25 protein-coding genes and 1 riboswitch are annotated in these 24,775 nt (G+C 59.5%); of the genes, 22 read left to right on the plus strand and 3 right to left on the minus strand.

Annotated elements, in window-relative coordinates; all coding sequences use genetic code 11:
- Window positions 1-37: 37 nt before the first annotated feature.
- From MK745_RS11040 to MK745_RS11070, 7 genes are read left to right on the plus strand one after another with little or no spacing between them, the layout of a single operon-like run.
- Window positions 38-490, plus strand: a complete 453-nt coding sequence (locus tag MK745_RS11040; protein ID WP_243613346.1) for a c-type cytochrome — start codon at window positions 38-40, stop codon at window positions 488-490.
- A gap of 12 nt (window positions 491-502) precedes the next feature.
- The gene (locus MK745_RS11045; protein WP_243613347.1) at window positions 503-1,876 is read left to right on the plus strand and encodes a cbb3-type cytochrome c oxidase subunit I; all 1,374 of its coding nucleotides are present in this window, start codon (window positions 503-505) and stop codon (window positions 1,874-1,876) included.
- Window positions 1,876-2,697, plus strand: coding sequence for a CbbQ/NirQ/NorQ/GpvN family protein (locus tag MK745_RS11050; protein WP_243613348.1), 822 nt, complete (start codon window positions 1,876-1,878; stop codon window positions 2,695-2,697). The genes MK745_RS11045 and MK745_RS11050 overlap by 1 nt, the downstream gene beginning before the upstream one ends.
- A gap of 5 nt (window positions 2,698-2,702) precedes the next feature.
- The gene (locus tag MK745_RS11055) at window positions 2,703-4,667 is read left to right on the plus strand and encodes a nitric oxide reductase activation protein NorD (protein ID WP_243613349.1); all 1,965 of its coding nucleotides are present in this window, start codon (window positions 2,703-2,705) and stop codon (window positions 4,665-4,667) included.
- Window positions 4,664-5,230: a cytochrome c oxidase subunit 3 gene (locus MK745_RS11060; protein ID WP_243613350.1), complete on the plus strand. Its 567-nt coding sequence runs from the start codon at window positions 4,664-4,666 to the stop codon at window positions 5,228-5,230. Before MK745_RS11055 ends, MK745_RS11060 begins: the two co-directional genes overlap by 4 nt.
- Window positions 5,231-5,234: 4 nt before the next feature.
- Window positions 5,235-5,480, plus strand: coding sequence for a cytochrome C oxidase subunit IV family protein (locus MK745_RS11065; protein WP_243613351.1), 246 nt, complete (start codon window positions 5,235-5,237; stop codon window positions 5,478-5,480).
- 12 nt (window positions 5,481-5,492) lie between these two features.
- A complete protein-coding gene (locus tag MK745_RS11070; protein ID WP_243613352.1) occupies window positions 5,493-6,176 on the plus strand; it encodes an NnrU family protein in 684 nt (227 codons plus the stop codon).
- Here MK745_RS11070 and MK745_RS11075 read toward each other — a convergent pair.
- Both MK745_RS11075 and MK745_RS11080 read right to left on the minus strand, forming a co-directional pair.
- Window positions 6,161-6,748, minus strand: a complete 588-nt coding sequence (locus tag MK745_RS11075) for a DUF4202 domain-containing protein (protein WP_243613353.1) — start codon at window positions 6,746-6,748, stop codon at window positions 6,161-6,163. The genes MK745_RS11070 and MK745_RS11075 overlap by 16 nt on opposite strands.
- A complete protein-coding gene (locus MK745_RS11080) occupies window positions 6,733-7,437 on the minus strand; it encodes a Crp/Fnr family transcriptional regulator (RefSeq protein WP_243613354.1) in 705 nt (234 codons plus the stop codon). The genes MK745_RS11075 and MK745_RS11080 overlap by 16 nt, the downstream gene beginning before the upstream one ends.
- A gap of 268 nt (window positions 7,438-7,705) precedes the next feature.
- On the opposite strand from MK745_RS11080, the gene MK745_RS11085 reads away from it, so the two are divergent.
- The 6 genes from MK745_RS11085 to MK745_RS11110 all read left to right on the plus strand — a co-directional run bounded on the left by MK745_RS11085 (window position 7,706) and on the right by MK745_RS11110 (window position 12,487).
- A complete protein-coding gene (locus MK745_RS11085) occupies window positions 7,706-8,284 on the plus strand; it encodes a thermostable hemolysin (protein ID WP_243613355.1) in 579 nt (192 codons plus the stop codon).
- Complete coding sequence (locus MK745_RS11090) at window positions 8,284-9,717, plus strand: AMP-binding protein (RefSeq protein WP_243613356.1); 1,434 nt, start codon at window positions 8,284-8,286, stop codon at window positions 9,715-9,717. Before MK745_RS11085 ends, MK745_RS11090 begins: the two co-directional genes overlap by 1 nt.
- Window positions 9,714-10,520: an SDR family NAD(P)-dependent oxidoreductase gene (locus tag MK745_RS11095; protein ID WP_243613357.1), complete on the plus strand. Its 807-nt coding sequence runs from the start codon at window positions 9,714-9,716 to the stop codon at window positions 10,518-10,520. Before MK745_RS11090 ends, MK745_RS11095 begins: the two co-directional genes overlap by 4 nt.
- Before the next feature lie 3 nt (window positions 10,521-10,523).
- Window positions 10,524-11,384 (plus strand): TauD/TfdA family dioxygenase, encoded by an 861-nt coding sequence (locus MK745_RS11100; RefSeq protein WP_243613358.1) that lies wholly within the window; start codon window positions 10,524-10,526, stop codon window positions 11,382-11,384.
- Between the two features lie 43 nt (window positions 11,385-11,427).
- Entirely contained in the window at window positions 11,428-11,823 is a 396-nt protein-coding gene (locus tag MK745_RS11105; RefSeq protein WP_243613359.1) for a DUF2147 domain-containing protein, read from the plus strand.
- 154 nt (window positions 11,824-11,977) lie between these two features.
- Complete coding sequence (locus MK745_RS11110) at window positions 11,978-12,487, plus strand: helix-turn-helix transcriptional regulator (protein WP_243613360.1); 510 nt, start codon at window positions 11,978-11,980, stop codon at window positions 12,485-12,487.
- Window positions 12,488-12,635: 148 nt separating this feature from the next.
- On the opposite strand, the gene MK745_RS11115 is transcribed toward MK745_RS11110, so the two are convergent.
- Window positions 12,636-13,058, minus strand: a complete 423-nt coding sequence (locus MK745_RS11115) for a MarR family winged helix-turn-helix transcriptional regulator (RefSeq protein WP_243613361.1) — start codon at window positions 13,056-13,058, stop codon at window positions 12,636-12,638.
- Between the two features lie 155 nt (window positions 13,059-13,213).
- Here MK745_RS11115 and MK745_RS11120 point away from each other — a divergent pair, with 155 nt between their 5' ends.
- The 9 genes from MK745_RS11120 (at window position 13,214) to nrdH (ending at window position 24,758) form a co-directional block, all read left to right on the plus strand.
- A complete protein-coding gene (locus MK745_RS11120) occupies window positions 13,214-14,272 on the plus strand; it encodes a substrate-binding domain-containing protein (protein ID WP_243613362.1) in 1,059 nt (352 codons plus the stop codon).
- A gap of 135 nt (window positions 14,273-14,407) precedes the next feature.
- The gene (locus MK745_RS11125) at window positions 14,408-16,006 is read left to right on the plus strand and encodes a flotillin family protein (protein WP_243613363.1); all 1,599 of its coding nucleotides are present in this window, start codon (window positions 14,408-14,410) and stop codon (window positions 16,004-16,006) included.
- Between the two features lie 52 nt (window positions 16,007-16,058).
- Window positions 16,059-17,279 carry an urea ABC transporter substrate-binding protein gene (locus MK745_RS11130; protein ID WP_243613364.1) on the plus strand — a complete coding sequence of 407 codons (1,221 nt, stop codon included), beginning with the start codon at window positions 16,059-16,061 and terminating at the stop codon, window positions 17,277-17,279.
- 83 nt (window positions 17,280-17,362) lie between these two features.
- Window positions 17,363-18,229, plus strand: a complete 867-nt coding sequence (locus MK745_RS11135; protein ID WP_243613365.1) for a branched-chain amino acid ABC transporter permease — start codon at window positions 17,363-17,365, stop codon at window positions 18,227-18,229.
- The gene (locus MK745_RS11140) at window positions 18,229-19,266 is read left to right on the plus strand and encodes a branched-chain amino acid ABC transporter permease (protein WP_243613366.1); all 1,038 of its coding nucleotides are present in this window, start codon (window positions 18,229-18,231) and stop codon (window positions 19,264-19,266) included. The genes MK745_RS11135 and MK745_RS11140 overlap by 1 nt, the downstream gene beginning before the upstream one ends.
- Window positions 19,259-19,975, plus strand: a complete 717-nt coding sequence (locus tag MK745_RS11145; RefSeq protein WP_243613367.1) for an ABC transporter ATP-binding protein — start codon at window positions 19,259-19,261, stop codon at window positions 19,973-19,975. The genes MK745_RS11140 and MK745_RS11145 overlap by 8 nt, the downstream gene beginning before the upstream one ends.
- Window position 19,976: 1 nt before the next feature.
- The gene (locus MK745_RS11150; RefSeq protein WP_243613368.1) at window positions 19,977-22,334 is read left to right on the plus strand and encodes an amidase; all 2,358 of its coding nucleotides are present in this window, start codon (window positions 19,977-19,979) and stop codon (window positions 22,332-22,334) included.
- A 12-nt stretch (window positions 22,335-22,346) separates the two neighbouring features.
- Window positions 22,347-24,098, plus strand: a complete 1,752-nt coding sequence (locus MK745_RS11155) for an AMP-binding protein (RefSeq protein WP_243613369.1) — start codon at window positions 22,347-22,349, stop codon at window positions 24,096-24,098.
- A 161-nt stretch (window positions 24,099-24,259) separates the two neighbouring features.
- A riboswitch (cobalamin riboswitch) is annotated at window positions 24,260-24,450 on the plus strand.
- 86 nt (window positions 24,451-24,536) lie between these two features.
- Window positions 24,537-24,758, plus strand: coding sequence for a glutaredoxin-like protein NrdH (gene nrdH, locus MK745_RS11160; RefSeq protein WP_243613370.1), 222 nt, complete (start codon window positions 24,537-24,539; stop codon window positions 24,756-24,758).
- The last annotated feature ends 17 nt before the right edge of the window (window positions 24,759-24,775 follow it).

A 24,775-nucleotide genomic window follows, 5' to 3' on the forward strand; every position in this document is an offset into this window, starting at 1 on the left:
GGGCCAGTCAACAACTGCCAAGGGAAGGACACTCGCAATGCGCGAAGTCATGACCAAGAGCATGGCCCGCAATATCTTTTATGGCGGTTCCCTGTTCTTTATACTCATATTCATCGGGCTATCCGCCCATTCACACCGCTACATCGTCACGACCTCGACGAACAAGGCGACGCTGACCGAGAGCGTCGCGGCGGGGAAACACATCTGGGAAAAACACGCCTGTATCAATTGCCACACGCTTCTCGGGGAAGGGGCCTATTTCGCGCCGGAGCTTGCCAATGTCATGACGCGTTGGGGGGTCGAGGATGATCCCGAAGGCGCGTTCGACATGCTCAAGGGCTGGATGGATGCGATGCCGACCGGCATCGAGGGGCGCCGCCAGATGCCCAACTTCAACCTAACGGACGAGGAATACCGCGAATTGGCGGACTTCCTGCTCTGGACGAACACGATCCGTGCGCAGGACTGGCCCCCGAATGATGCGGGTTGAGGAGAAACGACAATGAAATATCAAACACAGAAAATCGCCTATGCGTATTTCCTGGTCGCGATGATCCTCTTCGCGGTTCAGGTGTCCATCGGCCTCGTCATGGGGTGGATCTATGTGGACGGGAACTTCCTGTCCGAGATCCTGCCGTTCAATATCGCGCGCATGCTGCATACCAACAGCCTTGTCGTCTGGTTGCTTCTCGGCTTCTTCGGCGCGGCCTATTACCTTGTGCCGGAAGAAAGCGAGCGCGAGATTCACTCGCCGAAACTGGCCTATCTTCAGCTCGGCATTCTCGTTCTCGGCACCGCCGGTGTTGTTGTGACCTATCTCTTCAATCTATTTGACGGGAATTTCCTTCTCGGCAACGAGGGGCGCGAGTTCATCGAACAGCCGCGCTGGGTCAAGGCGGGGATCGTCGTTGCGGCGCTGATCTTCCTCTACAACATCTCGATGACGGTGCTCAAAGGCAAGAAAACCGCGATCACCAACATCCTGCTTCTGGGGCTTTGGCTCTTGTCGCTGTTGTTCCTGTTTTCCTTCTATAACCCGGCGAACCTTGCGCTCGACAAGCAATACTGGTGGTACATCGTGCATCTCTGGGTCGAGGCGACCTGGGAGTTGGTGATGGCCTCGATCCTCGCCTTCCTGATGCTCAAGTTGACCGGGGTTGACCGTGAGGTCATCGAGAAATGGCTTTATGTCATCGTTGCCACGGCGCTCTTCTCGGGCATCCTCGGCACCGGCCACCACTATTACTGGATCGGTACACCCGGTTACTGGCAGTGGATCGGGTCGATCTTCTCGACGCTCGAAGTCATCCCGTTCTTCGGCATGATGGCATTCGCCTTCATCATGGTCTGGAAAGGGCGTCGGGACCACCCGAACAAGGCAGCCCTTTTGTGGTCGCTCGGTTGCGCGACGCTGGCTTTCTTTGGCGCAGGCGTCTGGGGCTTCCTGCATACGCTGCACGGCGTGAACTTCTACACCCACGGCACACAGATTACGGCTGCGCATGGCCACCTTGCATTCTTCGGTGCCTATGTGGCCCTGAACCTCGCCATCATCAGCTATGCGCTTCCGGTGCTAAAAGGGCGTGATCCCTATAACCAGGTGCTCAACATGGCGTCCTTCTGGCTCATGTCGGGCGGTATGGTCTTCATGACCTTCACCCTGACCTTTGCCGGTACTGTTCAGACGCATCTGCAACGCGTCAATGGCGAGTACTACATGGACGTGCAGGACCAGCTTTGGATCTTCTACGTGATGCGTTTCGGATCCGGTGTCGCGGTCGTGATTGGTGCCGCATTGTTCATTTATGCCATGCTGGCCAGCCGAAAAGCCGAGATCATCGCGCCCGGCAAACCGGCAAGCACCCCAGCGGAGTGATGGATATGGACGGATCATTCAACAAACAAGCGGAGGGGGCGGCGCATGGCGCCCCCTTCTACCAGCCGCAGGCCGACGAATGCGCGGTCTTCGAGGTCGCCTACGAGAACAGGCTTCCGCTCTTGCTCAAGGGGCCGACCGGATGCGGCAAGACGCGTTTCGTTGCGCATATGGCCGCTAGGCTTGGTCGCCCGCTCTATACGGTTGCCTGCCATGACGACCTGTCCGCGGCGGATCTGATCGGGCGCTACCTACTCAAGGGGGGAGATACAGTCTGGGTCGACGGACCGCTGACCCGCGCTGTGCGTGAGGGAGCGATCTGTTACCTCGACGAGGTCGTCGAGGCGCGCAAAGACGTCACGGTTGTCCTGCACCCGCTGACGGATGATCGCCGCATCCTGCCCATCGACCGCACCGGTGAGGAGCTCGAGGCGGGGGACGGATTCATGCTCGTGGCGTCTTACAACCCGGGATACCAGAATATCCTCAAGACTCTGAAGCCATCGACGCGCCAGCGTTTTGTGTCGGTCGAATTCGATTTCCCGGCACCGGCCCACGAGACTGCGGTGGTGGCGCGCGAATCCGGCTTGTCGGAGGACCGTGTTGCGCCGCTCGTGCGTCTTGCAGGCAAGTTGCGCGACCTGACGGGGCAAGACCTCGAAGAGGGGGTGTCGACACGCCTCGTCATCTATGCCGCCACACTGATCCGGCAGGGTATGCCCGTCGAACGCGCCATCAACGTCGCGATGATCGAACCGCTCAGCGATGACCGGGACGTGAAACGTGGGCTCCTCGATCTTGTCACCGCGATCTTTGGGTGAGGCACGTGGGACACGAGATCGAAATCGAACCGTGGGAACCCGAGGAAACTGTCGGGAAACTTTGGCATCGATATGCCAGCCGTCTGGACGCACCTGATGTCCACGACGGAGCCCGGGTCGGCCTTTCCGAGGTCGGCGGACGGCTGGCGATCTTATTCAGGGGACTTGGCGGCGATCCCGCCGTCGAGATCAAAGCCGTCGCAGATGAGGTGAGCCAGCACCGGCTCTCTTTGCGCCGACGGCTCGGGACATGGGCCGAAGCCGTGCCGCAGACAAGCTTTGACGGAGCGGCTCTGCGCCTGCCAGAGAGCCTGGCGGTTTTTCCTGCGCGCGAGGCGAATGCCGCGCTCTACGTTTGGCTTGTGGCGATCGTGTCGCAGGCGCCTGTGGCCGAAGACTTGCCAGATGACCCGTTGCAGGCCGATCTCAAAGCGCTTTGGCGCGTCATGAAGATGGTCGAAGCCGCCCTAGAGGCCGCGCCCGGTTTCAAGGGCCTTTACAATGATCTCTGTGCGGCGAGCCTGGCCTTGCGCCAGACACCGGCGCTCCCCCTCTGGGAGAACGCGGTCGAGGCGGTGATCCGCCGGATGCTTGGCGACGTGCGCGCGCTTGATGATCGCGAACAGGTGCTTTTTGAGGCGATCAGGACCGGAAAGACCGAGTATTTCACCGCCCCCCGCGGCTACCGCCCGTTTCGACCGGTGGCCCTTTGGCCGGTTCTGCGTGAAATGGGGCGCTCCGAGGCGACGGCTGTCGAGACCTGCGAGACGGAAGGCACGCCGGAAGAGGGCGACGGCACCACGGCCAAACGCGCCAAGCGCCGCAAGGCCGACCAGATCGAGCGCAATGACAGCTTCATCCTGCACAAGTTTGAAGCGATCCTGAGCTTTGCCGAGTTTGTCAATCTCAACCGCAGGATCGAGGAAGACGACAATGACGACGCCAAGAAGGCCGCAGATGACCAGGATGAGATCGGTCTCGGGCAGATGAGCCGCGCCCCGGCGACCAAGCTCAAGCTGCACCTCGACCTCGCGCCTGAGGATGTTGACCGTGAAACCCTCTCGGACACACATACCTACCCGGAATGGGATGTGAGGAAAGGGCGCTACATGCCGAACCATACGCGCGTCCTTGTCCGGCGGGCCGAGGCCGGGGTCGATGTCCCGGCCTTTCGCAGCGATCCGCACGCTGTTGCGCGTATCCATGCCGTCAGGCGGCGGTTTGAGGCTTTGCGGCCCGGCCGCATCTCGACGGTCGGACACCCGGATGGTGACGAGTTAGATATGGAGCGCGCGGTGCGCTCGCGGGTTGACCTTTTGGCGAGCGGTGAGGGATCAGACCGGGTTTGGCGGCAGACCCGCAACGAGGCGCGCGACCTTGCCATTTCGCTCTTACTCGATGTGTCGCGTTCGACCGAAGCGGCGATCCCGGGACACGGGCATGGGGGACGGTCCGTGATCGACGTGGAGCGCGAGGCGCTTGCCGCTTTTGCTTGGGGGATCGAGGCTTGTGGCGACGATTGTGAGATCAATGCCTTCTCGTCGCTGAAACGCCAGCGCGTGTTTCTGCAACAGGTCAAGGCGCTCCATGAGCCGATGTCGGCCGATGTCGAAGCGCGGATCGGCGCGCTGACGCCGGGGTTCTATACCCGTTTGGGGGCCGCGATACGCCATAGTTCCGCCGAGTTGTCCCGGCAGGCGCGGCGGCGGCGCTTATTGCTCATCATCACCGATGGCAAGCCAAACGATCTTGACCACTATGAAGGGCGTCACGGCATCGAAGACAGCCGCATGGCTGTTCAGGAGGCGAGACGCGCGGGACATGCGGTGTTCGGGGTGACCGTGGATCGCAATGGCAAATCTTGGTTTCCGCGGATTTTTGGGCGGGGCGGTTTTGCACTTGTTCCCAACCCTGACAAGCTTGTCGAGGCGTTGCCGAAAATCTATAGCGAGATCGTGGGGCGCGGATGAGCGAGACTGCCACGCAAGAGACGGGAAGCGGGCTAGATGCCCTCCCGGGCGATTTGATGATGTGGGTTCTCATCATCTCCGAGCTCTTGGTCTTTGGGGCGGGGTTGCTCGCGTTTCTTGGTGTCCGGCTGACTGACCCGGTCGGTTTCATGGAGGCCCAAGCCCACCTGCACCGAACAGGGGCAGGGGTGAATACGGTCGTTCTGGTAACTTCGGGCTGGCTTGCGGCGCTTGCTGTCAAGGCCGTCGAGAGAGGCAACGTCTTGCGCACGCGGTTCTACCTTGTCGCGGCCGCCCTTTTGGGGGTGGCGTTCTTGTGGATCAAGGGGGTGGAATACGCTGCCAAGGAGGCGGCTGGGATCACTTTCGAGACCCATCCTTTCTTTACCTTCTACTACCTCCTGACCGGATTTCATGCGGTTCATGTCGTGGCCGGGATCGTGATCCTTGGTCTCGTCGGATGGAAGGCAACGCCTCGCAATGTCGAAACGGGGACGGCGTTCTGGCACATGGTGGACCTGGTCTGGGTCCTCTTGTTTCCCATCATGTATCTCTTGGGGTGAAGCGATGAGTGCGACTGCTGCCTGGGGTCTTTTGATTGCCTTCTCGATGCTCTCTACGCTGATCGCTTGGAGCGACGCAAACGGACCCGCGGTTGCGCTTGCAATCCTCGTGCTGGCCTGGGGCAAGGCGCAGGCGATCCTTCGGGTTTATCTCGGCTTGTCCCGGGCACCGGGCTGGCTGCGTGGATTCGCGCTTTTTCTTGGTTTATTCATGGTTTTTGCGATGGGTTTGGCCGTTGCGGGCGGTTGAGGAGTATAGGGCATGGGGTGGATCGAGTTCGGGGTTTCGATGGTGATCTTCATGGCGTCGCATCGGATACCCGCGGCCTTTGGGGTCAAGCGGGCCCTTGTGAGCGCGCTTGGGGCGAAGGGCTACATGCTTGCGTTTAGCCTTTTTTCCACTGCTCTTTTGGTCTGGGTGATTTCGGCGGCGGGCCGTGCGCCTGTGGTGGCGCTTTGGGATCAGACCAGCATGGCGCGTTGGGCCGTGAACCTTGTCATGCCCGTCTCGATCTTGCTTGTCGTTTTTGGCACGGCGGCTGCGAACCCTTTCGCGTTCGAGGGGCGCCGAGCGGGATTTGATCCGGTCAGGCCCGGCATCGTCGGGGTGACGCGCCAACCGCTTCTTTGGGCGCTGCTTCTTTGGTCGGGGGCGCATATCTGGGCCAATGGCGACTTGGCGCATGTGCTCCTGTTCGGCGTGTTCGCGTTTTTCTCCGTCGTCGGGATGCGTCTGGTGGAGCGGCGCAGGCGGCAGGACATGGGAGAACCCGCATGGGCAGAGCTTGCTGCGCGGACGAGCGTGTTGCCCCTAGCAGCGCTTCTTTCGGGGCGTTGGAAGCCACGCAGCGGCCCGTCCTTGGCGCGGCTTGTGCTGGCTTGTCTCATATGGATCACGGCCTGGCACGCACATGTGCCGGTCATCGGTGTCTATCCCGGACCCTGATCTCGGAATGCCTTGGCGAACTGCTCTGGAAGATCGAATTCCCTGAGGACCCGCGCGCGCGCCTCGGCGGACATCTTGCGCGCGGTGCGCATCACGATCTTGTCGAGCGCTTCTGCGGATTGTGTGTCAGCGAACGGGGCAAAGTACCATGTCAGGAACACGAAACAGGCGATGTCTTCTAGGGCCTGCACTTCGGGATCGCGTTTCAGCCGTTCTTTGCGTAGCATTGCGGCCACGCGCGCTGCATCGTCTTCCGAGTAGTCCGCCTCTCGCATGATCCCGGCAATGCGCTCACCATGCCGACGGCCTTGTTCCTTGCGCCATTCCAAATAGCCGATCCGTCCGAGCGGGTAGTCACTGCGCGGCAGCAGCCAGCGCTCAACATGCTGTCCACGTGCCGCGATCTGTAGATGTTCAGAAGCTTCGGGGAACAGGCGTTTAGCCTCGGCGCTCATGCGGTGCCCATAGAGACGTTCCGCAGGCTCACCGTTTTCGCGTTTCGGGTCTTGCGAATTGGCCGCATCAATCAAGCGCAGCGCAGTTTCGAGGCGGGCGCTCATGCTGTGTGCCATGAACTTGCAGGATCTTCTTCGATGAAATCGCGAAGGGCCTGCATGTCCTCGATGTCTGCAAGGTTCTGCTTGATGCGCACGCCGCATGTCTTGAGTTTGCCGAAGGCCCTGCTGAGGCTTTCGGGTTTCATGCCTAGGCGGCCTGCGATGAGCACCTTGTCATAGGGCAGAACAACACTCTGGCGGCCCATCTGGTCTTCACCGCAAAGCTCGACAAGGAACTCGGCGACCCGTTGCGCGCCGGTGCGTGCTTGAAGCGCCTCAATCTGAGACACGAGCGAGTGAAGATGTGCGAACGTTGCAGAGAGGATCGCGATGGCCACAGTCGGATCCTCGGAGATGGTGGCAAGCATGTTGGCTGCATCGACGCGCAGCACCGTGCAGTCCGTGGCGGTCTCAGCCGAGACAGGATAGGTGTCTTTGCGAAACGCGACGGCTTCGCCAAAGCTGTTGCCTTTGGTGAATGTGCCGACAACGGCCTCGGCACCATTGGGGGTAATCCGATAGAGCTTTACCCAGCCATCAAGCACGATATAGATCGCTTTCGACACTTCGCCCTGCAAGAAGATCGTCGCACCACGCTTCATCTCCACCGGCGTGGCCTTGGCCAGAATCTTCTCTTGAAGAGCTTCTGGTATGCTCTTCAGAAGCAGAGAATTCTTGGCAATCTGTTGATGGCTCTGAAGCACTTCGCACCTTTTCGTTCGCTCTTCCGTCTGCACAGAGACACCCGCGCCGGAATTCCAAGTCCACAATGCCGCCTTGAGAGAGATTACTCAAGCGCGGCCATCGGCCGGTGATCGGAAGAGTTCACCGCTGCGCAGCGAATAAACTTTCGTCGTATCGGGTCGAATGCCCCGGAGATTGCGACCTTCGTCCAATGGCGTGCGCCGCGAAAAGGTCCGAAATCTCACACATGTCAGGCACGACCAGCCGCGATGTTGTGGAGATCGGAAAATGAGAACACTCGTTGTTGAGAACGGCGACGCAGAGGGGGAGGCGCTCTACCAAGATGCCCTAGGGCATATCCAACGTAGCTATCGCGCGACGTTTGGCGCAGAGGGAGAAGCGCGCCCGGCGCGGTTGGTCGTTACGCTTGCGCCAAATGGTGAGATCTCCTGCGCCGCCGGAATCCGGCGTAGCGACGAGGGATTTTTCTCGCAGCAGTATCTCGATACCCCTGTCGGAGAGTTGATCGGGCGGATCAGTGGTCGCGCTGTGGACCCTAGCGAAATCCTTGAGGTTGGCGCTCTTGCCTGCGCCACGCCTTTTGCTGCCTACCCTACACTTCGCGCCGTGTTCGATTGGGGCCGCGCACGGGGCATTTGTTGGGGGCTATTCACAGCGACGGACGACGTGCGTCGTCTGATCCGACGGGCGCGGATTTCGCCCATTCTGCTGGCGCAGGCGGATGCCGCACGGGTGTCAGACCCGGTGCAATGGGGATCCTACTACACACATGACCCTTGGGTTTGTGCGTTTCGAGATCCAGAGCAAAGTGTGGGTGCAGATCTGTCGCGGGCGGAGATGGCGTGATGACGCAATATGTCTTCGACGCGGTATCACAACACGCGCGTGTCTCGCCGGGCCGTATCGCGCTTGATGACGGACAACGGCGGATTTCCTATGCCATGTTGGCGACTTTCCTGGACGCGACCGGTGAGGCGCTTGCGGGGGATTCTAAGGTGCTTGGGATCGCGTGTTCGGATCCATTAGATGCGGCGTTGGCCGATCTTGCGCTAAGCTATCATGGGCATACCGTGGTGCATCTGCCACCGTTCTTTTCCGAGGCGCAGATCGCGCATGTCGTGACAGCCGCGGGGATCAAGGGTGTCGTCGGCGCCTCGTTTCCGGGCGTCGAAAACCTCACGCTGGCGGCGCCGGACGCGGCTCCACCTTTGAAAGTGAGGTTGGCGCCCGCAAAAGCGGGGGGGCGGCGGATCATCTTCACCTCTGGTTCCTCGGGGCAGCCCAAGGGTGTTGTCATTGCAGAAAAACAAACGGCAGCGGCCCTAAACGGGTTGGAGCGGGCAATCGAGCCGGACCCGGCAGATGTTCATCTTTCGCTACTGCCTATGGCGCAGCTTCTCGAACAAATTGCCGGTCTCTATCTGCCATTGTGTGCCGGGGCGCAGGTGCGGTTCTGCGCTCAGGCGCTTCCGGCCATGTTTGGCGGGCCGATGGAGCCGGTGCTTGACGCCTTTGAGGTGGCGCATCCGACGACCACGATCCTTGTCCCGGCGTTCCTTTCCCGGCTTGTCGCGGCACTTCGGGAAACTGGGAAGAAGGCGCCTGAGAGCCTGCGGTTTGTCGCGGTGGGCGGTGCAGGATCTGCGCCTGCGCTTTTGACCGAAGCGATGTCTGTGGGGCTTCCCGTCTATGAGGGTTACGGGCTTTCGGAGTGTTGTTCTGTGGTGGCCATGAACCGGCCCGGGGATATGCGCCCCGGTACCGTCGGACAGTGCCTCGAAGGCATCGACGTGCGGATCGAGAATGGCGAGATTGTCGTTTCCGGGCCGACAGTCATGGAAGGCTATCTTGGCCAGCCATCGGTCACGGGAGACTGGCATACTGGCGACCTTGGCCGGATCGAGGACGGGCGTTTGATCGTCGCAGGGCGCAAGGATTGGCTCATTGTGACACCGGAAGGGCGCAATATCAGCCCTGAATGGGTTGAGGCCTGTCTCGGTGCAGACCCACGTATTCCCGCGTCTGGCCTATGCCTCGCATCGGATGGACAGCTCGAGATCATTGCCGCTTTGGCGGCGAAGGTCGACCGGGGCGAGGTTGCAAAGCGCCTCGCCGACCTACCGGTCTATGCCCGGCCAGCGCGGGTCATCTTCGTACCAGCTTCGCTTCCGGGGCTTCTCAAACCCGGTGGGGGCATAGACCGGAGCCAGCTTGCCGAGATTTCCAGGAACTGGCCCGCAGCCCCCCTTTCCTATGACATCAAGGAGTGTGTCGCATGACAACAACAAGACCTGTTGCCCTGATTACCGGGGCCGGATCAGGAATCGGGCGAGCGCTTGCGCATGAGGCTGCGCGAAACGGGTTTGATCTTATACTTGTCGGTCGCCGCCGTGCCCCGCTTGAGGAAACGGCGGCCCTGCTCAGGGCGCAGGGCCGCACAATGCTCATACCCGCCGATATCACGCGGGCGCAGGACCGTGAGAGGCTTGTCGAAGCTGTGGGAGCGCGGCTTGACCTGCTTGTGAACAACGCCGGGAGTCTTTGTGTCGGGCGGTTGACCGACATGAGCGACGAAGATTTGTCGCGTGTGGTGGGCACGAACCTGACTGCAACACTTCAGCTTACTCGCGATCTTGTGCCCGCCCTGACGTCGGCGCGTGGGCGGATCGTCAATATTGGATCGATGTTCGGGATGATCGGCTTTCCCTATTTCGGGGCCTATTCCGCGACCAAGTTCGCCTTGCGGGGGCTATCGGATGCGCTTCGTCGAGAGCTTGCGGAGTATAAGATCGCGGTCACCTACGTGGCGCCGCGTGCGACCCGCACCCCGGCCCAGAGCCAGTTTGCCCATCTTGTCGAACCCTTTGGCATGAAGATGGACAATCCCGAGCATGTCGCAAAGCGTGCGTGGGATGGGGTCATGGCGGGCAAGAACATGGTCTATCCCGGCTTTGGCGAACGCCTCTTTGCCTATGTGCAGGCGCTATTCCCATCTCTCATTGATCGCGCATTGACCCACAAGGCGGGCACGCCACGTGCGCAGGCCGCTCTTAATACCTTCAACACACAGAAAGAAACCTGAGCTATGAGTTACAATATCATTCGCCCAGAGCATGACGCACAATCGCCAACCGAGGCCGGCGTCCTGTCGAAGATACGCGGCGACCTTGAGCGCGATGGATGGACCCTATTGCGCGGGTTTCATCCAGATATGGCGGCGTTCAGCGCTTTGACTACGGCGCTTTGTAAGAAGATCACCTTTGATCCGGCGCGGGAATATGGCGACGCACAGACCCAGAAGGTCGATGCTGGCACAGGTCCGATCGGGCTTCATACTGAGAATGGCAACACGCCAGTCTGCCCCGACATCGTCGCCTTCTATAGCCCCGTTGCCGCCTTTGAGGGGTCGCAGACGACGGTGTGCGACGGGCGCGCAGTCTATGAGGCTATGGATGAGGCGCAGAAGACGCGCTGGCAACAGCCGATGATGGTTGAACGCTACCTGCCCGAAGACCTTTGGAAACGCTATCTTGCGAATGAGCACCCGGCGATCACGCGCCCAGAGGAGGTCACGCCGCGCCATATCGAGGAGTTCCGCGCAGCAATCCCGAACCAGGATTTCGACCTGCTCGAAGACGGCGGTATCAACTACCGACTGACGGTTTCGCCTGTGCGGGCCTCGTCGCTTTCCGGAGGGCAGGGCTTTGCCAATGCGGTGCTTGGTCCATCGCACAACTATGCGCCGCCGCGGTATAGCTTTGGCCCGGACGAGATCATTGAGCAGGATGAGATCGAAGAGCTTCGTTCGCTTGCCGAGACCTACACGCAAGAGATCAACTGGCAGGACGGGGATATCGCCGTGCTCGACAATACCCGCGTGATGCATGGCCGCCGCGCCATCGTCGACAACAATCGCCAACTTTTCATTGGCATGGGCAACCTCTGATCCCGTGCAGCGACTTTCCAATAGCAGACTGGAGACAAGACAGATGACACGTATCACTTCGCTTATCCTGATGGCGGTATTCGCTGCTGGAGCGGCTGTCGCCGACCCGATTGAAGGGCTTTGGCGCACGGCCCCCGACGATCACGGCGATATCGGCTATATCCGCGTGGCGCAGTGCGGATTGACCTTCTGCGGCACGCTTGAACGTGCGGAGAATGCGCAAGGTGACGCCATTCAGCCAGATACGATTGGCCGCAAGATCGTGTGGGATCTGTCTGAGACGAAGGGCGGTCAATATGAGGGACGCATCTATGCCCCGGACCGGGACAAGGAATACATGTCGAAGGTTGAGCTTGCGGGCGACCGAATTTCCGTCAACGGTTGTGTCCTCGGCGGCCTGATCTGTCGCAATGGTGGGCATTGGGCGCGCGTGCAGTAACACGGTCTGATTTTGCCGACTGGCAAGAAACCACTCAGGTCGCCCATGGGCGGCCTGTTCTGCTTGCCCCTGGGGAAGGAATGGCGCACATCTCTTGGGGCGTCGTATTTCCGATGCCAAAGACCCAAGGCATTTCGCGCGAAGGGATAGGTCCATGAAGGACAGGACACTCAAACTCGTTACGCTCTTCCTTGTCAGTAGCGTCATCTTTTTCCTGTTTGATGTGGCAAGCGATATCTACGATCGGGTGATCGCAAACACTGGAACCAATGCGCTCGACCTGATCCATCTTGCCTTCGAGATCTTCTCGGCGGTGGCGCTTTTGGTGGCGATCAAGATCCTTGTGCAGCGGATGCTCTGGCTGAGTGCGCAGAACAAGGAAAAGGCCGAGTCCCTCAAGTTTCTACGCGGCGAGATGGATGCTTTTGTGCGCGAGAAGTTTGAGGGTTGGGCCTTGAGCCCGGCGGAGCGCGATATTGCGATGTATATGCTAAAAGGGCTTAGCATTTCGGAGATCGCTGTCGCGCGATCCACTGCGGAAGGCACAGTCAAGGCGCAGACGTCTAGCATCTTTCGCAAGACGGGTGTGACCTCACGGATGGAGCTGATGAGTGTTTTCATGGATGAATTCCTCGACGTGGGTCAGGCGCTCCACAGCAACTAGATCCCGTTTGTCGAGGTTCTGAAAGCGGCTCATCTCGCATTGCGCAGGGTCGCGTCACGCCGCACGCGTGGGTGAGGTGGCTAGCCGTGACCGAACTGTGCTTTGTGCTCAGAAACGAAAAGCGCGCGGGCGGCTCACCCGGTTCTCGTTACGCGATGCCGCGCAGAAGCTCGATGAGTTTGTCTGCGTCAGCTTTGCCGAGCAGAGATTCAAATGCTGCGTCTTGGTCCTGAACCTCTTGGCGCACCTGCAGCATCCGCTTTTTGCCAAGCGCCGTGGCGAGCACATTGATTTGTCTATGATCCGCCTGCGCGACCTGACGGTGTACCAGACCATCCGAGACCATGCGGTCGACCAGCTTTGTCAGGGTAGGGGGATTCATCAGCACGATCTCTGCGAGCTGCCCCATCGTAAGCCGTTGGTCCGTCTCGAGCGTTTCGAGAATCCGCCAAGCTTCGATCTGGATGCCGTGTTCCTTTAGGCGGGCATTCAAGGAGGCGGACATCTTTCGATGTGCCGCAGCCAGAGCATACGACAGATAATCCTGGATTGGGTTTGCGCTCGATTCCATGGTGGTCACTTCTCCACGATACTCGGAATTTATTTGACTTGGAAACTAAGATCAATTGGTATGTAGCGGTTCCTGATCCGCTAGGGAAGGGTTGAACCAGTTTGAACACGCTACCAGTTGTTCCAACCGAGCTTGAGGAGCTGCGCGATGATCCAGTGTTGCGCGGCAAGGGCACCTATCGCATTGCGCTCCTCATTCCCCTTTGTGGTGCAGCCGGCCTTTGGGCCCCGTCCTGTATCTCGAGCGCGCAGGTCGCCGTCGAGGAATTGAACAGGGCGAACGGGATTGATGGCCGCAAGGTCCAGCTCATTATGATTGATGCGGCCATGGAGGCGAGTATCTCGATCGAAGAGACCGTCAACGACCTGATCGAAACGAATTCCATAGATGCGATTGTCGGAATGCACATCAGCGCGATCCGTCAACGTCTCAGCAAGATTGTTCGCCAGCGCATCCCCTACATCTATACGCCGCTATATGAAGGCGGAGAGCGTACGGACGGTTTGTTTGCTATTGGTGAAACACCGCAAAAGCAACTCGGCCCATCGATGCAGCATATTCAGAACGAGTATCGCCCGCGCAGTTGGGCCTTGATCGGAAATGACTACGTGTGGCCCAGAACATCGCATAGTTATGCCAAGGCCAAGATTCAGGAAATGTCGGTCGGTCTCGCATATGAAAAGTACCTCCCGTTTGGCCTCAAGAGTATGAGTATGTTCGTCGAGGAGATCTCCCGATCCGGCGCGGAAGCCGTGCTGATCTCCCTCGTCGGACAAGATGCTGTCGCCTTTAATCGGGCTTTCGGAAAGGCCAAGTTGCACGATCGGATGGTGCGATTGTCCTGCGCGATCGAAGAGAACGGGTTGCTTGGTTGCGGTGCACAGAACAGTAAGAGATTGTTCGCGGCATCGTCCTACTTTGGGGCTCTACCGACGGATGCGAACCTCGCCTTCAAGGAAAAATACTACCGCGTCCACGGAGATCAGGCCCCTGTGCTGAACGCCCTCGGACAGTCAACATACGAAGGGGTGCATTTCCTCGCAGGATTGATGCAGGGCCATGCTACCGTTTGGCGCGAACATAGCGTCTCACCTTCCTTGCCAGTGATTCACAGAAGCGGTCGCAAGCGCGCGTCATCGAACAAGAGCGAACGGGCTCCGATCTATCTTGCGCGGGCGGATGAGCTTCAGTTTGAAGTTATAAAAGAGTTGTAAAACATATATTTAAACGTTAAAGATTTCCAATTCAAATTATTTACTTGAAATGGAAATCAAATTCTCCCACGCTTTCCAGAACGAATGGATCGCGGACCGCTCTGGCCGACGATCGGTCACATGGGGAGATATGCCTTGCTTTGGGTTGTCCTGCTGGTTCTGCTGGTAATCGTCGCGTTGGTCGCGATTTGGTTTCTTCAACGCTATTATGCAAAAGCCACTCTCGATACCGCACTGGTGAGAACGGGTTTTGGCGGATCGCGTGTCATTACGGATGGCGGGTGCCTGTCGCTGCCTATCTTGCACCAGGTGCAGAAAGTTTCGATGGGCGCGCTCACCTTCGGTATCAACCGCGAGGGACGTGATGCCGTCCTGACCCGCGACAAGATGCGGGCCGATGTTCAGTTTGAATTCGAGCTTCGCGTTGCCCCGACCAAGGAGGGCATCTCAACCGCGGCGCAGGCGTTGGGATCGCGGATTGCCCGTGGCGGCGACACGGTCAAGGATGTCTTTGCCGGCTCTCTTGTCGATGCGATCCAACGGGCCGCCGCGGTGCGCACCCTCGAAGAGATTCACCTCGACCGCTCTGGTTTCTCCGATGACGTCGCCAAGGCGATTGAGGCTCAGGCGGCCAAGTTCGGCCTCACGCTTGTGTCGGCCTCCCTCCTCGCCGTGGATCAGAGCGACCTGAGCCAGTGGAACGAGAATAACGCCTTCAACGCACAAGGGATGCGGCAACTGGCGGAGTTGGTGGCGGATCAGCGCAAGGAACGCATTCGCATCGAGACGGAGGCCGAAGTCGCCGTGCGCGAAAGCCACCTTGCCCAGCATCAGCGACAACTCGAACTGCAACGCGCTGAGCGTGAAGCCGAGATCGCCCTTCAAGAGCATCTTGCCAAGCTTGAGGCCGACGCCAAGTCCCGAGAAGACCGGGCGCGCGATGAAGCCAAGCTCGCCAGCGAGACAACCCGGATTGAGAATGAGAAGCGCATGAAGGCAACGCAGGTCGAAAGCGACGAAGCGCTGCGCAAGGCCGAGATGGCCGCTATTCGGATGCTCGAGGAAGAGAAGATCAACAACGACATCCGTATCGCCAAGAAACGTGCCCAAGAAGCCGAAGCACGCGCCGAAGAAGAAGAGGCGCGGGCAAAGGTCATCCTTGCCGCCGAGAGTGTGCAGGCCCAGAAGGAGCGCGCCATTGCAGAGCGCGAACGCGAGATCGCCCACATGAAGCAGGAAAAAGAGCTTTCGCTCGAAGGTGCCAAGGTCAAGCGCGATGTCGAGACGCTTCTTGAGAAGGCCAAGGCCGACGCCGCAGTGAAGACCAAGGCCAGCGAGGCTGAGCGTGCCCGAATGGAAGCGGAGGCCGCCGGACGTGTGGCGTTGAACCAGGCCGAGAATACGCTTGGTGACGCCGTGATCCGGATGCGTCTCGAAGAGCGCAAGCTCGATCGCCTCCCAGAGATCATGACCCAGATGATGAAGCCGGTTGAGAAGATCGACTCGATCAAGATCAACCAGATTTCCGGCGCGGGCAGTGTGTCTAATGGATCGGGCGAAGGCGTTGATGGCGCATTCGGCGCCGCCATGGACCAGATCCTAGGCATGGCCGTGCGCTTGCCTGCGATGAAACAGATGGGCGAGGAGATCGGGCTTGATTTCGATGCCAACCTCGCCGGGCGGACCGCGGACTACGCCAACCGTATCAAAGACAAACCAAAGACCGAGAAGTGACGGGCGAACCGTCCAGAACCCCAACCGGACCTACAACAGGAAGGAAAATGAAATGTCACTGAACCGCCGAAACTTCTTGGCAAGCACCGCGGCCTTCGCAGGCGCAACGATACTGCCCCGAGTGGCCCTTGCCGCTGACACGATCAAGATGGGGTCGATCCTCGACACCTCTGGTATTTTCGATGCCTATGGCAAACCGATGGACATGGCGATGCGCCTCGCCGTCGATGAGATCAATGCCTCTGGTGGCCTTCTCGGCAAGCAGGTCGAGGTCTCTGCCTACGATACGCAATCGGACATGGCGCTCTACTCGCAATACGGCCAGCAATTGACCCGCCAGGACAAGGTCGATGTCGTGCATGGCGGTATTCTTTCCGCTTCGCGCGAGGCCATTCGCCAGACGATGCGCAAGACCAAGACGCTCTATTTCTACAACGTGCTCTACGAGGGCGGTGTCTGTGACCGGAACATCTTTATCAACGGTGTCACCCCGGCCCAACAGGTCGAGGCCCTCGTGCCCTACGCCATGGGTAAATCCGGCAAGAAGGTCTACATCCTCGCGGCCGACTATAACTATGGTCAAATCACGGCGCGTTGGATTCAGAAATTCGTGGCCGACAATGGCGGCGAGACCGTCGGCATCGATTTCTTCCCGCTGGATGTGAGCGACTTTGGCTCGACTATTGCGAAGATCCAGTCGGTCGGCCCCGACCTCGTTATTGCCCCCCTTGTTGGTGGCGCGCACCTGTCGTTCTTCCGCCAATGGGCCGCCGCTGGCATGAAGGACCGTATTCCTCTCGCTTCGACGACGCTCGGCGTCGGCAACGAGCACAAGGTCCTGACCCCGGAAGAGGGCAACGGCATCATGGTCGCCTACAACTACAGCCAGGAACTCGACACCCCCGAGAACGCCGCCTTCAAAGAGAAATGGGCCGCCGCCTATGGCGATAGTAACCTGATCCACGAGATCTCTGTATCGCACTATCAGGGCATCCTGACCTGGGCCGAAGCGGTCCGGCAAGCGGGCTCGCACGAACGCGACGCCGTGATCGAAACGCTTGAGTCGGGCCTTTCGATCAATGGCCCGGCAGGCAAGGTCACGGTCGATCCCAAGACACACCACGCCGTTCTCGACGTGCATCTCATGGAGTTCGAGAACCAAGGTATGAAAGTCGTCGAAACGCTTCCGCAACGCCAGCCGATCGACACCCAGGCCGTCTGCGATCTCGAGGCCAATCCGAACGACAATACGCAATACGAGATCGAAATCTGACCTCCCACAGATTTTGGCGGGGCGGCCACGTCGCCCCGCTGACCTTGGCTGCTCTTCCCCTATTCCAACGGACTCTCATTCCCATGGATTTAACCGTCGTCATACTTGTCGAAATGCTCTACGCGGTGGCCTCGCTGGTCCTCATCAGCGCCGGTCTCGCGGTTGTCTTTGGCATGATGAAAGTGATCAACCTCGCGCATGGCGAGTTCATGATGATGGGCGGATACGCGACCATCACCGCCGTGAACCTCGGTGTGAACATCTTTATTGCAATGCTTGTGATCGCGCCGATCGTCGTTGGGTTGATCGGTCTCGTGGTGGAACGGTTGGTGATCCGCCATCTCTACGGGCGGCTCGTCGATACGATGCTGGCCACCTGGGGGCTGAGCCTCTTCTTCATCGGCCTTGCCACCATGATTTTCGGCAATACGACGACCGGCATCTCGACGCCGATCCCCGGTTTTGCCATCGGCAACTACCAGATCAACGGCTACAACTTCTTCATCATCGTGGTCGCCATCCTGCTCCTGATCGGGATGCTGACGATCCTCAAGGCGACACGCGCCGGGCTGATCGCGCGCGGCACGATGCAACGCTCCGACATGGCGGCGGCGCTGGGCTATAGCCCCGACCGCATCTACATGGCGACCTTCTTCTGCGGCTCTGCCCTCTCCGGGCTGGCGGGCGCGGTCCTAGCCCCTCTGGTCGGCCTCGTCCCGACATCGGGCGGGGCCTATATCGCCAAGGCCTTCATCACGGTGATCGCGGGTGGTCCCTCCCTCATCGCGGGACTCTTCTCGAGCGCGGGCATCTTCGGTGTCGTGAACCAAGTCTTCACCTTCGCCGTCTCTCCGGTCATCGGCGAAGTCGCCCTTCTCGTGGCCGCCGTCGTCCTTCTGCGTCTTCTGCCGCAGGGCATTACCGGCAAATTCTTCAAGGGGAAGCTGTGATGCAAGGGAGCCTTTCAAGAGACGCCATCACCACCATCCTCGTCACCGCGGTCCTGATCTGGGTCATGCCGTTCCTCATCGGCACCTATACGCTGACCGTCCTGATCGTCTATGGAATGCTCGGGCTGAGCCTCGGGTTGATTTGGGGCTTCGGCGGAATCCTCTGCTTTGGTCAGGCTGCCTTCTTCGGTCTGGGTGCCTATACCTATGCCATCGCCGCGATCAATATCGGGGAAAGGACGCTTCCGATGATCCTCGCCGTACTCGTGCCGGGGCTCTTTGCGGCGCTTCTCGGGGCGATGATGTTCTATGGACGGCTGAACGACGTTTACCTTGGCGTCATTACGCTGGTGGTCACGCTGATCCTTTTCAAGTTCATCAACTCGACCGCGGGACCGCAATACGTGATCGGCAACGCGCGTCTTGGTGGGTTCAACGGCATCCCCGGCTTCCAGACCCTGAACATTCCCGGTCGCCCGGATGCCTACATCTGGGGCGATAGCTATTTCTATGTCTGTGCAATCCTGCTCGGTCTGGTGTTCTTCCTCGTATCCGCCCTGCTGCGATCGAGCTTCGGCCGCATCGCCGTTGGCATCCGCGAGAACGAAACCCGCATGTCCCTCATGGGATATGACGTGCGCATTCGCAAAACCGTTCTCTTCGCGACCGGCGCAGCCATCGCGGGACTGGCGGGCGCGCTTTTCGCCAACTGGGCCGAGATCGTCACCCCGAGCCTGTTTTCCCTCGGCCAATCCGCCGAGATCATCATCTGGTGCATCGTCGGCGGGCTTGGCACGCGCTTTGGCCCGATCCTTGGTGCCGCCGGGCTGGCCTACCTGAAATTCCTCTTGGGGCAACAATCCATGATCGACAACACGCTGATCACCGGTCTGATCCTCGTCCTTTTCGTTCTCTTCCTGCCCAAAGGCGTCGTCCCGGCGTTGGCAGGTCTGTGGAAGGTGAGCTTTGGCCGCCGCCCCCTGGGCCGCATCCACCAGCAACGCCGCATGAGAAACAGGGAGCGTCAGAATGGCTGAAACTGTTCTCGAAACCCATGGCCTCACGATGCGCTTTGGTGGCGTGGTCGCATCCAACAATGTTGATTTTAAACTCCGCGCGCGGGAGTTGCGCTGTCTGATCGGCCCGAACGGAGCCGGGAAATCCACCTTCTTCAAATGCGTCACCGGATTACAGACCCCGACCGAGGGCGAAGTCTACATGCGCGGCATCGAAACGACCCAATGGATGCCGCATCAAATCGCCTCGCTCGGTGTTGGCATCAAGACACAGACGCCGAACGTCATGGATAGCCTGAGCGTGTTCGAGAATATCTGGCTCGCCGCGCGCAGGTTTCATGATGTGCAAGACGCTAACCGGAAGACGCAGGAAATCATTGATCGTCTCGCGCTTGGATCAATCGCACGGGATGATCTTGGACGTCTCGCCCATGGCGAACGGCAGCGGGTCGAGCTTGGCCTCGTGGCGGTCGGCGATCCGTGGCTGGTGTTGCTCGACGAACCTGCTGCGGGGATGAGCGCCGAGGACGTGGAACGTATGACGGCCATCATCCACGAACTCAACAAGACCGCGGCGATCATCATTGTCGAGCATGACATGCAGTTCATTCGCTCGATTGCCGAAATGGTGACGGTTTTCCACCAGGGAGAAGTGTTGATGGAAGATCACGTAGACCGTGTCATGTCGGACCCCACGGTTCGCAATGTCTATCTTGGAAAGAAGGCCTGAGATGACGGAAGACGCGACAGAGATTCTAAAGGTCAAAAGCCTCTCCGGCGGCTATGGCAAAGTGCCGATCCTGCACGGGATCGACTTCGCCGTCGGCGAAAACGAGGTGGTGGGCATCCTTGGCCACAACGGCATGGGCAAGACCACCCTGTTGAAGACGCTCATGGGTTTTCTGCCCGCAGGGTCTGGGGCGATCCGGTTCCACTCCACTGACATCACCGGCATGTCGCCCTTCGAACGCGCAGGGCTTGGCCTCGGCTATGTACCGCAGGGGCGGGGTATCTTCCCTCAGCTTTCGGTGCGCGACAATCTGCGCTTTGCCTGGCACGAGTATGCAGGTGCCTCCGAGCAGGATGTCATGGAGGCCGTGCTCTCGGATTTTCCGCGCCTGCGCCCGCTTCTCGATCGCGATGGAGGTGCCCTCTCAGGGGGCGAGCAACAACTGCTCGCGCTTGCCCGCTGCCTGATGGGCGATCCGGACTTCCTCTTGTTGGACGAGCCAACCGAAGGCATTCAGCCCTCGATCATCGAGGAGATGGGCGAAACCCTCCTTGCGCTGCGCAAGAGCCGTGGCCTTTCCATCCTCCTCGTTGAACAGAACTTCGATTTTATCGCTGACCTTTCTGACCGCGTGCTCGTTCTTGAGCGTGGCCGTATCACCGGCGCGTTGAGCAAGGTCGATCTCTCGGATCAAGCCAAGGTCGATCAGTTCCTCGGCTTCGGCGCCGCGCGATCCACCCGTGGCCAGGCAGGGGGCTCTCAGAAAATCAAGTCCACTCCGACAACACCTTCTCAATATCAGGCGGCACAAGCGACCGAGCCGGCTGCCGCAACTGTGGTGACCAACATGACCATTAGACGACCGACCCTCTCGCAGATGCGCGACATGTCCAGCCGGTTCGGAATGAACCTCTCGGATGCAGACCTCGAGGAATACCGCGAGATCATCGAACCCTACATGCAGGCCTATGACCGGCTCGACGCGATGCCGGATTACCTGCCCGAGGTTCGTTACCCTCGCAGCCCCGGTCATTTTCCGAACCCATCGGAGAACCCCCTCAATGCCTGGTATGTAAAGACCGAAGTACGGGGCGCTCCGGATGGCAAACTGCGCGGCAAACGCATTGCGCTAAAGGATACGATCTGCCTCGCGGGGGTGCCGATGATGAACGGTTCCTCCATCATGGAAGGCTATACGCCCGAAATCGACGCCACCATCGTCACCCGGATGCTCGACGCCGGGGCCGTCATCGCAGGCAAGGCACATTGCGAGAATTTCTGCCTCTCGGGTGGGTCTCACACCAACGCCAAAGGCCCGATCCATAATCCGTGGAAGCGTGGTTACATGGCGGGCGGTTCTTCTGGTGGATCTGCCGCGCTCGTCGCGTCGGGCGAGGTCGACATGGCCATTGCCGGTGATCAGGGTGGCTCGATCCGCATTCCGGCTTCGAATTGCGGCGTCTACGGCATGAAACCCACCCATGGCCTTGTCCCTTACACTGGTGCGATGCCGATTGAGCAAACCATTGACCACCTCGGCCCGGTCACCAACACGGTTGCCGATAATGCGCTCCTGCTCGAAGTGCTTGCCGGTGAGGACGGTCTTGACCCGCGCCAGTACAAACCCACGCTCTATAGTTATACCGAGGCGCTGGGACGTGGAGCGCATGGGTTGCGTATTGGTATCCTCAAGGAAGGGTTCGCCCACGACAACTCGGAGTCCGACGTGGATGCCAAGGTCATGCAGGCAGCTGACCGCTTTCGCGAGCTGGGCGCGCGCATTGAGGAGGTGTCGATTCCAGAACACTATACCGCCATGGATGCCTGGACAGCGATCACACTTGAGGGGCTTCAGGACGGGATGATGTGGGGCAATTCGACGGGCACCAACTACAAAGGTCTGTTCCTGCCCTCCATGACCGATCACATGTCGCAATGGCAGGGCCGCGCGGATGAGCTTAGCCACTCTCTGAAAGCCTGTATGTTCGTCGGGGAATATTTCCAGCGCCAGTATCGGGGGCGCTTCTACGGCAAGGGGCAGAACATCATGCGGCTTTGCAACGACCGCTATATGGCGGCGCTCAAGCAATACGACCTTCTGCTGATGCCGACTTTGCCGATCAAGCCGCAGCCGCATCCGCCCGCCGATTGCTCGCTAAGCCTATATGTGCAGCGCGCTTTTGAAATGGTCGCCAACACCGCACCGTTCAACGGTGGTCTACCTGCTATGAGCATCCCCTGCGGCCTGAGCGAGGGGTTGCCCATCGGCATGATGTTGGTCGGTCCACACTATGGCGAAATGAAGATCTACCAAGCAGCGGATGCCTTCGAAAAATCGGGCGATTGGCGCAGCATGTAAGGGAGGATCGACATGTCCATCTTGAACGAAAGTCTGGCGACGCGCATCTCTGATTGGTCATCAGAGAGCGGGGCGGCGGTGCACAGCATCGCTCCCCAAGACGGGCAGTCCTATGTCCGTGGTCCGGCGACCCCGCCATTGGCCTATATCACCATCCCGCAGCTTTTGCGGGATGCGGTTTCTAGGTTCGGCCCCCGCGATGCCGTCGTTTTCTGCGAACAGGGGATCCGGCTAAGCTATTACGATCTCGACCGCGCCGTGGATGAGTTGGCCTCCGGGCTGCTCGCGCTCGGTCTTGAAAAGGGCGACCGGGTCGGGATCTGGTCTCCCAACCGCTTTGAGTGGGTGTTGACGCAGTTCGCGACTGCCCGTGTCGGCCTTGTCCTTGTGAACATCAACCCGGCCTATCGCTTGGGGGAGTTGGAATACGCTTTGAACAAGGTGGCCTGCAAAGCCCTTATCGCGGCCAAGTCCTTCAAGACGTCCGACTATGCCGGTATGATCCGCAATCTCGTCCCTGAATTGGCGACCTGCGCACCAGGGCGTCTGCGTTCAGCGACACTGCCGCATTTGAGAAATGTCATCATCATGGATGACACCCCCGGTGCCGGAGCTTACGCTTTTGAGGATTTGAGGAAACTAGGCGGCCCGGCTCAGCAACTCCGCATCCCCGAAATCGACAAGACGCTCGACCCCGATGACGCGATAAACATTCAATTCACGTCTGGCACGACTGGGATGCCGAAGGGTGCGACGCTGTCGCACTACAACATCGTCAACAACGCTCGCTACGTGACCGACCGTATTCGCCTCTCCGAGGCGGATCGGCTCGCGATTCCAGTGCCGCTCTATCATTGCTTTGGTATGGTGATGGGCGTCCTTGGCGCGGTCAGCAAAGGAGCCACCATGGTCTTCCCGAGCGAAGGGTTTGATGCGGCGCAGACGCTTGATGCGCTGTCCAAGGAGCGTTGTACGGCGGTCTATGGGGTGCCGACCATGTTTGTGGCGATGCTAGAAGACCTCGATCATACTCCGCGCGATCTTTCCAATCTGCGCACAGGCATCATGGCGGGCGCGCCATGCCCTGTCGAAGTGATGCAGCGCGTGAATTCTGAAATGAACATGGATGAGGTGACGATCTGCTATGGCATGACGGAAACCGCGCCCGTTTCGTTTCAGAGCTTCGTGGATGATCCGACAGAGAAGCGCTGCGAGACTGTTGGGCGCGTGCATCCCCACCTCGAGGTCAAGATCGTCGATCCGGAGGGCCGGATTGTCCCAGTCGGCAGCCAGGGCGAACTTTGCACCCGTGGCTATTCGGTCATGAAGGGCTACTGGGAAGATGCGGACAAAACCGGCGAGAGCATCGTGGACGGTTGGATGCATACCGGCGACCTTGCCGTGTTCGACGAAGAGGGCTTCTGCTCCATCGTCGGCCGCGTGAAAGACATGATCATTCGGGGCGGAGAGAACATCTACCCGCGCGAGATCGAAGAATACTTGATGCGGCACCCGAAGGTGAGTGATGTGCAGGTCTTCGGGATTCCCGATGAGAAATTTGGCGAGGAAGTCTGCGCTTGGGCGATTGCGAAGCCCGGCACCGATTTGAGCGAAGAGGAACTTCGCGAGGCGTTGAAGGGGCAAATTGCGCACTACAAGGTTCCGCGGCACTTTCGCATCGTTGACGAGATCCCCATGACGATCACCGGCAAACCTCAGAAATACATAATGCGCGACATGATGGCCGATCTTCTCTCGGCCTAGATGCAATAGGTGCTGCGAACACCTGCGCAGGCCGAATGATCGAACATCCCAAGAGGGAGGGTGCCCGCTTTCGTGAGGTGAAAGTGCTCTGATCTACGTCAGCGCAGAAAGAAATTTGCGCCGGGCGCCCTCCATATATTGACACCAACCCGCCATCACCCCCTATATGGTGTTGCTTCGGTTCCTTCGATTCTGATCGGAGGCTAAGAGGGAAGACGGTTCAAAGCCGGCACTGCCCCCGCAACTGTAAGTGGAGAGCGCGGTTGAATACGCCACTGAAAGTACGCTTTCGGGAAGGCCAGCCAAGCATAAATCCACGAGTCAGGAGACCTGCCGCAAGCACGACTTGATGACCACGAACGGAGGGTTCGGGGGCGTGCATTGGGCGGATGCCCGGCACTGCGTCCTCGACTCGTACAAAAAAGAGAGAGAGGACAGATGAGCATCATTGTGTATTCCAAACCCGCATGTGTGCAGTGCACCGCAACCACCCGCGCGCTGGATGCCAAAGGGGTTTCCTACGACGTTGTCGATCTGACGCAGGATGACGCCGCGATGACGCATGTCACCGAACTGGGATATCGACAGGCGCCAGTCGTCGTCGCGGGCGGTGATCATTGGTCCGGGTTTCGTCCCGACATGATCGCGCGTTTGGCCTAGGGGGTGTCTGAGCGGCC

Origin of the sequence: Shimia aestuarii (assembly GCF_022814865.1) — a bacterium.
Taxonomy (GTDB): Bacteria; Pseudomonadota; Alphaproteobacteria; order Rhodobacterales; family Rhodobacteraceae; genus Shimia; species Shimia aestuarii_A.